10 protein-coding genes and 1 other RNA gene are annotated in these 12337 nt (G+C 36.7%); 5 read left to right on the top strand and 6 right to left on the bottom strand.

Going from position 1 to position 12337, the window contains the following annotated elements; translation table 11 throughout:
• Positions 1-74: 74 nt before the first annotated feature.
• On the top strand, positions 75-1220 hold the full coding sequence (locus tag J4050_RS06305; protein ID WP_208153438.1) for a cysteine desulfurase family protein: 1146 nt from the start codon (positions 75-77) through the stop codon (positions 1218-1220).
• A gap of 4 nt (positions 1221-1224) precedes the next feature.
• On the opposite strand, the gene J4050_RS06300 is transcribed toward J4050_RS06305, so the two are convergent.
• The 4 genes from J4050_RS06300 to J4050_RS06285 all read right to left on the bottom strand — a co-directional run bounded on the left by J4050_RS06300 (position 1225) and on the right by J4050_RS06285 (position 8321).
• Complete coding sequence (locus J4050_RS06300) at positions 1225-2073, bottom strand: tail fiber domain-containing protein (protein ID WP_208153436.1); 849 nt, start codon at positions 2071-2073, stop codon at positions 1225-1227.
• Positions 2074-2156: 83 nt separating this feature from the next.
• A complete protein-coding gene (locus tag J4050_RS06295; protein WP_208153434.1) occupies positions 2157-4010 on the bottom strand; it encodes a T9SS type A sorting domain-containing protein in 1854 nt (617 codons plus the stop codon).
• A 145-nt stretch (positions 4011-4155) separates the two neighbouring features.
• A complete protein-coding gene (locus tag J4050_RS06290; protein ID WP_243878567.1) occupies positions 4156-6621 on the bottom strand; it encodes a TonB-dependent receptor in 2466 nt (821 codons plus the stop codon).
• An 11-nt stretch (positions 6622-6632) separates the two neighbouring features.
• Positions 6633-8321, bottom strand: a complete 1689-nt coding sequence (locus J4050_RS06285) for a M23 family metallopeptidase (RefSeq protein WP_208153432.1) — start codon at positions 8319-8321, stop codon at positions 6633-6635.
• Positions 8322-8501: 180 nt separating this feature from the next.
• On the opposite strand from J4050_RS06285, the gene J4050_RS06280 reads away from it, so the two are divergent.
• From J4050_RS06280 to rny, 4 genes are all read left to right on the top strand, one after another.
• Positions 8502-8792 (top strand): coiled-coil domain-containing protein, encoded by a 291-nt coding sequence (locus J4050_RS06280; protein ID WP_208153430.1) that lies wholly within the window; start codon positions 8502-8504, stop codon positions 8790-8792.
• A gap of 16 nt (positions 8793-8808) precedes the next feature.
• Positions 8809-9096 (top strand): cell division protein ZapA, encoded by a 288-nt coding sequence (locus tag J4050_RS06275; RefSeq protein ID WP_208153428.1) that lies wholly within the window; start codon positions 8809-8811, stop codon positions 9094-9096.
• A 59-nt stretch (positions 9097-9155) separates the two neighbouring features.
• Positions 9156-9285: non-coding RNA, 6S RNA (ssrS, locus tag J4050_RS06270), on the top strand.
• Between the two features lie 52 nt (positions 9286-9337).
• Positions 9338-10915, top strand: coding sequence for a ribonuclease Y (gene rny / locus J4050_RS06265; RefSeq protein ID WP_208153425.1), 1578 nt, complete (start codon positions 9338-9340; stop codon positions 10913-10915).
• Positions 10916-10971: 56 nt separating this feature from the next.
• On the opposite strand, the gene J4050_RS06260 is transcribed toward rny, so the two are convergent.
• Both J4050_RS06260 and J4050_RS06255 read right to left on the bottom strand, forming a co-directional pair.
• On the bottom strand, positions 10972-11880 hold the full coding sequence (locus J4050_RS06260) for a site-specific tyrosine recombinase (RefSeq protein WP_208153423.1): 909 nt from the start codon (positions 11878-11880) through the stop codon (positions 10972-10974).
• A 70-nt stretch (positions 11881-11950) separates the two neighbouring features.
• A complete protein-coding gene (locus tag J4050_RS06255; RefSeq protein ID WP_208153421.1) occupies positions 11951-12325 on the bottom strand; it encodes a TM2 domain-containing protein in 375 nt (124 codons plus the stop codon).
• Positions 12326-12337 lie beyond the last annotated feature (12 nt).

The following is a 12337-nucleotide window of genomic DNA, read 5'->3' as shown; positions in this document are numbered from 1 at the left end:
TAGCAAAAATAGCCGATTTACAAAATAATAACGTGCCATTGTTTAAATAATTTTATTTACAATATTTTTACAGTATGAAAGCGGTTTATTTAGATAATGCAGCAACGACAGCGCTAAGGCCTGAGGTTATAAAACGGATGACAGAGGTATTGAGCGAAAATTATGGAAATGCTTCCTCAACTCATAGTTTCGGACGCTCGTCCAAGGCTATTTTAGAACAGTGCAGAAAAAATATTGCAGCTCATTTTAATGTTAGTCCTGGTGAAATTGTATTTACTTCTGGTGGCACAGAAGCCGATAATTTAGCGTTAAGAAGTGCTGTAAGAGACTTGAAGGTTACGGACATTATTACCTCCAAAATTGAGCATCATGCCGTTTTGCATACAGCGGAACAACTACATAATGAGTATGGCACAAATTTGCATTTTGTGAAATTGGATGATTGCGGTGCTGTAGATTATAATCACCTAGAACAACTCTTACAGCAATCTAATAAAGCGCTGGTAAGCTTAATGCATATCAATAATGAAATAGGAACGATTTTAGATATTGAGCGTGTTGCCAATCTGTGCCTAGCAAATGACGCCCTATTTCATTCTGATATGGTGCAATCGGTGGGTCATTTTAAATTAGACTTAAGTACAACAAAAGTAGATTTTTTGGCTGCTAGTGCTCATAAATTTCATGGTCCAAAAGGTGTAGGCTTTTGTTTTGTTAGGAAAGCATCTGGCTTAAAGCCTTTAATATTTGGAGGCGAGCAGGAGCGAGGCTTTAGGGCTGGTACGGAGTCTTTGCATAATATTGTTGGCATGGACGAAGCTTTAAGTTTGGCATACAACAATATAGAAGCTGAACAAAAGTATATAGAAGGTCTAAAGACTTACTTTATTGAACAACTCAAAGAAAGCATCCCAGGAGTTGCATTTAATGGCAATTGCGATGATTTAAAACAATCTACTTACACCTTGGTCAATGTATGTTTACCTATTGCGCCAGAAAAAGCGCCCATGTTACAGTTTCAATTGGATTTAAAAGGTATTGCGTGCTCCAAGGGCAGTGCTTGCCAAAGTGGAAGCAATCAACAATCGCATGTATTAACTGCTATCCTGAACGAGGAACAACTGAAACAGCCTTCCGTACGCTTCTCCTTTAGCATATATACTACCAAAGCGGAGTTGGATTATGTGGTTGGTGTTTTGGAAGAGTTTGTTAAGTCTTGATAAATCAATTTTTTAAAATGTCATTTAATTTAGATTCTATCCGTGACAGTTTTTCGCTTAATGATTTCAGTTCTGCCTTCTGAGTGTCTATGATGTATTGTTGCTCTTTCATAGCTTGGACCAAAACTGGGATTATAGCCGTATAATCCACGACGTTAAGTGTTTTGGAAACCATTGCTTCATTAATATTTGATTTTGGACTTTGTGAATCTGCTGGAAATTTTACACTTTTTTCTGCTACGGCATGGGGTAGGTGTTCTTTAACATTTTGTGCCATAAAACCATAATGAATCTGATTGTCATTTGCTCTTTTTGAATTATAGGAATAAGAGTCATATTTATAAGTATAAGCTTTTAAACCTTTTATTTTCAACAAAGCATTATCAATTTCTGAAATATCCCGTTTAGCTCTTGCATCTGACAAGTTATAAATACCGTTTGCATAACCAAGACCACCAATAAAAAGCCCTCCATATCCTAACCATGACCCTGTAGTAGGTACAGAACCAAATACACCTATTGCGTCGGAGCTATTAGCTACTCCATAAACACCATAACCTGTTCCAGCCGTTGGTGATGACAACCCATATACACCAGAAAAGAGCCCTTCTGTTACCCCTTCAAAGGCGTTAAAGCCATTAGCTGAAGAAACGTTGAAACCGGATAGTGCAACACCATCGTCCCCAGAGTTTGTACTTTCCGCTAAAGATGTTGCGCCAATATCTCCGTCATTAACCACTTGGAAAGTGTAGGCTGGAGTTTCTGTACCTACACCCACTTGAGCTTGCGCGATAAAGCAAACCATTAGGCCTATTACAAATACGATACTTTTGATTGAGTAGAAATGTTTCATAATTATTATATTTAAAAATATATCCTTGTAAAAGCGGTGAATTAAATGACATTACTTGTGCTACAAGTTCTTTGGTTTATTCTCTAATTCTTAACAATAACTTTATCAGATGTAACCGCCTCTGAAGCCGTTTTGATGTTTACCACATAAACGCCATCACTTAAATCTAGCGTAGAAATATTATACTGGGATTCCACGGTATTTACAGGATTGGTAATAACACGTCTCCCTGAAACATCGTAAACTTCTATAGAAGAAATATCTACAGCGTTTGGATTAAAAATTTGTAGCTGGTGTAGTCCATTATTTTGAATGACGCTCAAGTTATCCAAATCAACCGCTTCGTTAGATAAGGTGGTTTCTGCTGTAAATACAACCTCAAATCGGTCGGTGTAATGACCGGGTTCTATATTCAATTCATAATTGATATCCCTGAGATTGATATACATATCTGTTGTGGAATCGTAAATGTAAATGCCCTGAGAATCCTCAAAATTCTGGATATCAAAAATTCTAAAGCGCAGCGGTTGCTGTTCCTCAATGTCAATAACTAGAGGAATTCTAAGGTCTTCTCCAAATGGATAGGCTTGTGCGCCATAATCTTCGCCATCCAATTCAAAATAAGCATCAGAGTCGTATGCTTGAGCACGTTTTAATTCCAGCCCTCTGTCGTGACCAAATGTTGCCGAATCGTGAAAATTAAGTACTAATTGTCTTGTGTACTGGCTTTCACCTACCGTAAAATCAACATTAACTCGAAATCTTTTGTAGTCATCAGGCACTAGGGATAATCCGTTATCTTGATATTGGATGTGATTAACACCTGTTTCATTACTACTATTTGACGCTGCATTGGTTTGTCCATTTCTAAAAAAGACACTGTTAGTTCCGTCTTCCTTTACAAATTCTCGCATAGAATTATTAACGGTGACCTCTCCATTTGGACCATTAATGCCTTCAACCATAAATCCTTGACCAATTGGAATATATCTTCTCGCTCGTTTGACTCCTTCGGCTTGAGTAAATGGAGGAGCAGGAGGCGGTAAATAAACTGGTGTTGAATTGTCGTTTTCATCGTAAGTTGAAAATAGTGCAAACGTGAAAGTTTCTATAGGTGCACCACTGGTATTTATTGTATAAGTGGCATAGCCTCCTATATAATCTTGAAGTACATGAGACGTTACGGTTTGACTTTGTTCCCAATAAAACAAAGTACCTGTTATTTCGTTTACATTAGATGAATTGTGAATTAAATCTCGAGCATCGATGGCACTTGGATAAGGATTGCCAATTAAAGTCCATTGACCATTCGCAACTGGGTTTGTAATTGTGCCATTATTGGGTTTTCCTCTAAAATCATATAATTGGCTTTCTGTTGGTGTAGTACCGTTACCTTTCATTGTAAATCCAAGTCCAGGGTCTAAATCATTTGTAGAGCCAACGTAGATCCATTCACTATATTCATCAGAAGAAACAAAAGACCAAAGCCAACGGTCTGAAATGGTCAAAGGACTCCCTATACCATCAAAGCCAGGCGTAAACAAAGCAGGAGTGGAGTTGGTGACATCAATAACATCATTCAATAAACTTACTCTTGAAGGTTCATTGCCGTTTGCAACGTTAGGTACACCAACAGGCGAGCACCAATAGTTATAAGACCATCGGTTCACATTCCCTTCTTGATACACACTTAGTTCACCTAGACCAGAGTTACCGACATCATTGCCCTGAAGTAACTGTGCTTCATTACGTAAATAGATATGACCACCACCTTCTATATTCACATCATTAGTGACAAAGACAGGTGCTACATTCGGCCCTGGTGTAAAACCATCACCATCAACATAAATAAAACTACCATTGCTAACAAATAAATCGGACTGGGCAAAAGCTATACTGCAGGTGAGTATAAAGCATAGGATGAGGGAACGTTTCATGCATTACAAATTTAACTATAGCTTAATAGGGTAACCTAAAGTGTATTAGCCAATTACAAATCTATAAAAAAAATAAGTAATGGGGTGGCGGTTGTCGTTGTTTTAAGTAGTTGCACTAATAATTGGTCAAATTTTGCCGTTTCAACTAAAACCTAGCGGATAATCTAACATTAAACACACGAGGTGTTAAAAAATTTGGGATAGCAAATTGTCGTTTACTGTAAACGTCTCTAACCCAAGTATTGGTAATACTATTTTGGTTATTAAACATGTTATAAATTTCGAAGCCTATAGATAAATCCTTAAAGGCTTTTTTCCACCTGGCCTGATACTCTTTTTCGGAATCTACAATTACATAAGAAATCCCTAGATCGGCACGTCTGTAATCTCTCAATCTAATTTGATAATCATAAGGGTCTGCATAGCTAGGAGAGCCGCCAGGTACTCCCGTATTGTAAACTAAATTAAGGTACATCTTTAAATCTGGCATATTTGGGACGTAATCTTGGAAGAGTACCCCAAATTTTAAACGTTGATCTGTAGGTCTCGGTATATAGCCACGACCATCTATATTCTCTTCTGTTTTGAGATAACCAAAACTGAACCAGGATTCCGTACCTGGCACAAATTCACCGTTTAGTCTCATGTCTAGACCATAAGCATAAGCTTCAGCATTGTTTCTAGCACGGTAGCGGATTCTAACATTTTCAAGAGTGTAAGGATTAACATCGGTCATTCCCTTGTAATAGGCCTCCGTTACCAATTTAAATGGTCGTTCCCACATCTCAAAACTGTATTCATTGCCCAAGACAATGTGAAACGATTTTTGTGCTTTTACATTTGGCTGTACAATTCCTGAAGAGTCTCTTAGTTCCCTGTAAAGCGGTGGTTGATAATATAATCCGCCTGCAACTCTAAATAACATGTCTTTTTCCCAATTTGGTTTAATAGTGAACTGGGCTCTAGGGCTTATAACAGTCTGTGTATTTGACGTAATGCCTTGTCCGCTTACGGTCCAATTATGCAGTCTTGCACCGATATTGTAAAATACTTCATTGTCTCCCCAAGTTGTTTTTTTACTCAATTGAGCAAAGGCTTGGACTCGGTTGATTTGAGTGCGGTTGAGTGCTCTTATATTTTGAAAGGCTGTCAGTGGACCTGAAAAAGGCTCGTAAGGCTGTAAATTTGGTGTGCTAAAATTTGGAGGTCTAATTGAGAAACCAGCGGAATCAATAACCTCCCATTCTACAAGTCGGTCTCTAATATCTTCGTGTGTATACTTAACTGACCACTCTACGTTTGTTTCTTCGTCAACATTGTAATCACCACGATGTTCAAGATTTACAAAAAAGGCATCCAAATCATTTCTGGCATGCGTCAATTGCGAGCCAATACCTTCACTGAATTCTACTTCACCAAGGTCTTCATCACCAATATTGGTATTGACTTCCCCTAATCTATATTGGGCGAAAATATCAAAGTATTCTTGTTCTAGGGCATGGTAAGCAGACCCTATTAGTTTAAGGGTTAAATCGTCATTAGCGTAATAATTAGCCTTAAATGCCCCAAAATAGGTTTGGTATTCTGTTTGCTCCATACCATCATAAAATACTAACAAGGCAACAGGTTCTTGCAAAGTACCAAAATTGGTTTGGCGATTCTGTGGTTCGAAATTGTATTGATTTACTGAGATGTTGCCTAAAAAATTGAGATGAAATTTATCTGTAAATTTATAGGTGAGGTAGGTTTGGGCATCTGCAAAAACCGGTTCTACATTGCCTTCAGTTTCTAAATTATTTAATATAAGGCTGTTGTCTCTGTAGCGAACACTGGCTATACCAGAGAATTTACCGTTTTTAGAAATGGTCTCACCGGTTAAACTTCCGCCTAAAAGACTTAAATCTGTTCTAATCTGTGTGTTGATGGGACTTCTATAGGTAATATCTAAAACCGACGATAGTTTATCTCCAAACCGTGACTGGAAACCACCAGCGGAGAAATCTACATTTTGAACCATGTCTGTGTTAACGAAACTCAATCCTTCTTGATTACCCGAACGGATTAAGAACGGTCTGTACACTTCAATTTCATTGACATAAACAAGGTTTTCGTCAAAATTTCCACCACGTACGGAATATTGAGTACTGAGTTCATTTGATATGTTTACTCCAGGTAAAGTTTTAAGAATGTTTTCTACTCCTGGTTGAGCGCCTTTTATCTTTCTAATAATCTCTGGCGAAATTGAGGTTACGCCATCTACAGATTGACGCGTATTGGTGCTTATTACAACTTCTGATATTTGCTCTACATCTACTTTTAAAACAGGATTGAATTCCGTTTCTTGGCCATTTTTTAGATTGAATTTTACCTCTACGCGCTTGTGTCCTAAATGGGTAAAAACAACGGTGACTTCAATGTCTGAGGGGATTCTTAGTTCATAAAAACCATTTTCGTTAGAGGAAGCGCCCTCTCCCGTGTTAGCTTTAATGTTAACCTCGCTAATTGGGTTGTTGAATTCATCTAAAATAACACCTCTAACAACAGCACTTTGACAGAATGACAAAAAAGAAATAGTCAGTACTAAAAGCCCAATACAATACTTAAGTTTCAAATAGCTAGGTTTTATTTTCTATAAAAGGTTGCTTCAAATGTAGAACTATTTCCAACATTATCCGTAACAATTATTTTCAAATTATTTTTTGTGTCCGAAATCACATTATCATTAAAATCGTGCACAAGCATATCTGTTTTGTAATCGTATTCCATCAGAATCCATTTACCATTGACAGTGGCTCTATATTTGCTAATTCCTGATAAATCATCATCGATTTTTACCTTAAGATATCTGTATTTACTCAGCCATTTTTTATCCTGAAAATTCACTGGTGTAATTTTTGGGGCGACGGTATCCATAGCTAAAGTGTAGGTGCCAAAGACCTTGCTGCCAGCGCTTAGTGTATCGCCTTTACGTTTTGCACCAACATAATATGGTTTCTTATAATAGCCATATAGCCTAGCGATGTATAATTTGTTTCGGTCCTCTGGCTTGTAATGGCTAATATCGTAATTGATGTAGAAATTCTTTTGTAAAGGAATGACATCTTTGTGCAAGAAAAGCGTGTCACAATTAACTTTAAAATCAATAAACTTATCGTCGTATAAAGTATTGCTATAAAAACTGACGCTAACTTTATCGGAATTTAAAACGGTAGTCTTATTAGATTTTAGCAAGGTCTTATCAGCTTCTAACGTGTAAGTTTCTTTAATCAAATTTGTTTTTTTTCCGACTATAGGAATGTTGACCCAGGTTTCGTTGCCCAGAAAATCTAAGATACGTATTCGATATACAGAGGCCGTACTGTCTTCAACTTTTATATAGCCATCGTCATAAGCCTCTTTATATAGGCTTAGAGGGTTATTCTCCTCAATGAATAATTTCTGAATTCTTGATTTATTGGTTTTAAAATATTCGTAATCAATAAGGCGTTTGATGTGCTTTGACTCATCAAAGCTGAAGCGCTTAAAATCAATTTCTAAACTTTTACTACCATTAAAAAAGGATTGGATTTTACTTACGCCGTTTTTGTTGGGCGCGTAATCTTGCCTATCATAGCTTACAACACCAAAACCAATATTGCCAAAGGCTTCAATTTTTTCTACATCAAAGCTGCCATTTTTTTTTGGAATTAACCGTAAGGGAATGCGTCCTGTCTTACCATTAACTGATGCTGTATCATTTTCTGTGTAAGCAAAAACTTTTAGAACGAGCGGCACCTTTGTGTCCTTGGTGTTAATGCCAAATAGCATCGGGTTAATTGGGCGCTCCTGATTGTCTCTAATTTCAAAATGAAGATGAGGGCCACCAGAACCACCTGTATTACCAGAATATGCAATAACTTCATTGCTTTCTATGGGTAGTTCTGAGGGGTTGGGAAAAACTTCAACTTCAAAACTCTCTTTATCATACTGACATTCTTTTATGTAGGCCTCTAATCGTTTTGAAAATTTTTGCAGATGCCCGTAAACAGATGTATATCCATTAGGATGTGTCACGTAAATCGCTTTGCCGTAACCAAAATGTGAAATTTTGATACGACTAACATATCCAGGGCCAGCGGTGTATACCTTTAACCCCTCTCGGTATTGGGTTTTAATATCTAGTCCAGAGTGAAAATGCCCTGATCGCAATTCCCCAAAAGTCCCTGATAATACGACAGGTATGTCTAGAGGCGTTCTAAAATAATCTTGAGGGTATTCCGATTGAGCGTGGGAAGATAAACAGATTAAAAAAAGAATAAACAATGCTCTCATTCGCGATAATGATTAGGGCTAAAATATTAATTTGAATGTCATTTTCAAGAATTGAAGGTATATTATTTTCTTCAACGTCTTAAAAAGCTATAATCTTATATGGTTTAAAAATAATTGTAAAACAATTGTGAATTCTCGTTAGGTATGTTAACTTTGTTTGTATAGTATTGAATTGCTTTAATGAGTAAGTTAGAAGAAATTGTTGACGCTTTAGAGAATAAAATAAGCAAGGTTTTACATAAGCAAGAAGTATTAAAACAGACTAATGCAAAACTTTCGCAGCAATTGCAAGAGCACCAACAAAAACTTTTCGATCAGCAAGAGGAAATAGCGACTTGGGCTGATAAATATGAGACGCTCAAAATTGCTAATTCAATGCTTGGTAGTGACGATAATAAACGAGAGACTAAGTTAAAAATAAATGCATTAATAAGAGATATAGACCATTGTATAGGTCAGCTCTCTGAATAAATGCAGAACAATTGAAATGCCAGATCAATTAAAAATTAAGCTTTCTATAGCGAATAGGGTTTATCCGTTAACGATCAACCCAACCCAAGAAGAAGGCTTAAGAAAAGCCGCTAAGAAAATAGAGGGAATGATTGGTCAGTTTGAGCAGAATTATTCAGTAAGGGATAAGCAAGATGTACTCGCAATGTGTGCGTTACAGTTTGCCGCTCAAGTAGAACAAAAGTCAATTGATAAGGAATATGTCAATGAAGAGGTTCAAGAAAAGCTAGTTGCATTGAATGAACTATTAAGCAAGCATATTTAACTCGTACGTTCTTTAAAATAAAAAAAGGTTACTGCCTACATTAGTTATATTTTTGATAAACTCAACGTTAATTCTTTAAAAAGGGTGAGTTGAAATTGTAAAATCGTGCTGTTAGTGCCAAACTCGCTTTGGTATCTTAGACAGATTTTTGATCAATTTGTTAGCCCTAAACTTGTTTTTAAGGAGTTTATACAAAATCAGAGCTGATGTAGGCTTTTTTTATAATAACTAAATATAAACTATGGATACTAATACAATCCTATATATAGTAGGAGCAGTCGTTTTGGGAGTAATAATAGGCTATCTCATTGCAAGCTCGCTTCAGAAGGGAAAAGCTTCTAAAGTGATAAGAGATGCCCAGAATGAATCCAAATCAATTTTAAAGCAAGCCACAGCCGATGCTGAAGCATTGAAAAAGGATAAAATACTTCAAGCGAAAGAAAAGTTTATCGAGCTAAAGGCCGAACATGAGAAAGTAATCCTATCTAGGGATAAAAAAATGGCTGAGGCCGAAAAACGAATTCGAGACAAAGAATCACAGATATCAAATGAGCTTTCTAAAACTAAAAAAACGAATCAATCTCTCGAAGATAAAAAGAAAGACTATGATTTTAGGTTAGAGTTTTTAGAGAAAAAGCGCGTTGAAGTAGAAAAAGCTCACAAGAGTCAGATAAAGCAGCTGGAGGTTATCTCCCAATTGTCAGCGGAAGAAGCAAAGGAACAATTAATTGAAAGCCTTAAGGAAGAGGCTAAAACAGATGCTATGGCTTTTGTCCAAGATAGAGTAGAAGAAGCCAAACTTACGGCCCAACAAGAGGCCAAGAAAATTATAATTAATACCATACAGCGTATTGGTACGGAAGAGGCTATTGATAACTGTGTGTCTGTTTTCAATATTGAATCAGATGATGTTAAAGGTAGAATTATTGGTAGAGAAGGGCGTAATATAAGGGCTATTGAAGCTGCAACAGGTGTAGAAATTATTGTAGACGATACGCCTGAAGCCATTATTTTATCCTGCTTTGATTCTGTAAGACGCGAAATTGCTCGACTGTCACTACATAAATTAGTAACGGATGGACGTATCCACCCAGCACGCATAGAAGAAGTAGTGCGCAAAACAGAAAAACAAATTGAGCAAGAAATTATTGAAGTTGGAAAACGTACAGTGATAGACTTAGGTATCCACGGACTTCATCCAGAATTGATTAAGATGGTTGGTCGTATGAAATACCGCTCGTCCTATGGTCAAAACTTACTACAACACTCACGGGAAGTCGCTAAATTATGTGGTGTTATGGCTGCTGAACTTGGCTTAAATCCAAAATTAGCCAAGCGCGCAGGTCTTTTGCACGATATTGGTAAGGTACCATCTTCTGAAGCAGATATTGAAACACCTCATGCTATTTTAGGTATGCAATGGGCTGAAAAACATGGTGAAAAGCCAGAAGTATGTAATGCAATCGGCGCACACCATGATGAGATTGAAATGACTACGTTATTGTCTCCAATCATTCAGGTTTGTGACGCTATTTCTGGGGCTAGACCAGGAGCACGACGACAAGTGTTAGATAGTTACATACAACGCCTTAAAGATTTAGAGGATGTAGCCTTTGGCTTTACCGGAGTAAAAAAGGCGTATGCAATTCAAGCAGGTAGAGAACTCCGTGTTATAGTAGAAAGTGAAAAAGTTTCTGACGATAAAGCGGCAAGCTTATCTTTTGAGATTTCACAGAAAATACAAACAGATATGACCTATCCAGGACAAGTAAAGGTTACGGTTATCAGAGAAACAAGGGCAATTAATATTGCCAAATAAGAGTCAACTAACTCAAATGAATGAGAAGGGTATTGATCTAGTGTCAATGCCCTTTTCTATTTTCTGGGATGGTATTTTTGCAAAACATTACTTAGGTGTGAGCGGTCCACGTGCATATATATTTCAGTAGTAGTTATACTCTCGTGGCCTAGCATCATTTGTATAGATCTTAAATCAGCACCATTTTCTAAAAGATGTGTAGCAAAGGAATGCCTAAAGGTATGTGGCGAAACCGTTTTATTTAGACCAGACGTTTTGACCAATTGTTTTATTATAGTAAATATCATCGCCCTGGTCATTTGTTTTCCCTTGTAGTTTAAAAAAACAATATCTCTAGAGTTTGGGTCAATTTTAATGTGGTTTCTAATATCTATCCAAATAGTAATGTATTTTTGAGTAGATACTCCTATAGGCACAAATCGTTGCTTGTTGCCTTTCCCTGTGATTTTTAAAAAGCCTTCTTTAAAAAATAGATCAGATATCTTTAAGTCAACAAGCTCACTAACACGTAAGCCACAACTATATAAAGTTTCAATAATAGCTCTGTTGCGTTCACCAAGATTAACACCGTTATATGTATAACTCAAATCAATGGCAGCAATAAGATTGTCAATATCCTTTACCGACAGAGTGTCTGGCAGTTTCCTGCCTATTTTAGGAGATTCTATTAAATCAAGGGGATTTGTTGTTCTGTAATTTTCAAAGATGAGATAGTCAAAGAAATTCCGAAGTCCAGAAATAAGCCTTGCTTGCGACCTTGGATTTAGTGATTTAGACACCTCGTAAATAAAAGATTTTACCTCATCTGCGTCAATAGCCTCAGGAGAGACCGAAATAGAATGGTCATTGAGGTAATTTGTGAGCTTTTTAATATCAAAACTATAGTTGTATATTGAATTTTTAGACAATCCTCGCTCAATGCGGAGGTAGTTTTGATAATCTTTAAGAGCTTGGTCCCATCTCATAGAATAAAAATAAAAAAAACACTTTACGAAAAATGCAAAGTGTTTTTTAAAACTTTATTGTTTTTAAATTCTAAAAGAACTTACTTTTAAAATTAGCTTTTGGATAATTCTCAGTGAAAATATCAATTAAGTCAATAATCCACCAAATTCCTAAACCACCTAAGGTAAGTATAAATAGGATGTTCCATCCTATAGGACTTTTTAAGTACCATCTGTGGGCGGCAAAACCTCCAAGGAAAAACCATAAAATAATGGCTATACCTTTACTTTGTTGTCCTGCTCTTGCCACTGGAGTAGACATTTCCGCGGAAGCAGTTACCTCGTCAGTAGAACTTACATTTTCTGTTGTGGTTGCCACTGTAGCGCGATCTACAGGGAATGAAGCGTAAGCCGCACTTACGGTAAGCATTAAGAAAAATGCTGATAAGAATAATTTAATTTTCATAAAATTTTGGTT

The organism is Winogradskyella pelagia, assembly GCF_017581965.1.
Taxonomy (GTDB): Bacteria; Bacteroidota; Bacteroidia; order Flavobacteriales; family Flavobacteriaceae; genus Winogradskyella; species Winogradskyella pelagia.
The sequence above is the reverse complement of the archived record's forward strand: the minus strand, read 5'-3'. Positions and strand labels throughout refer to the sequence as shown.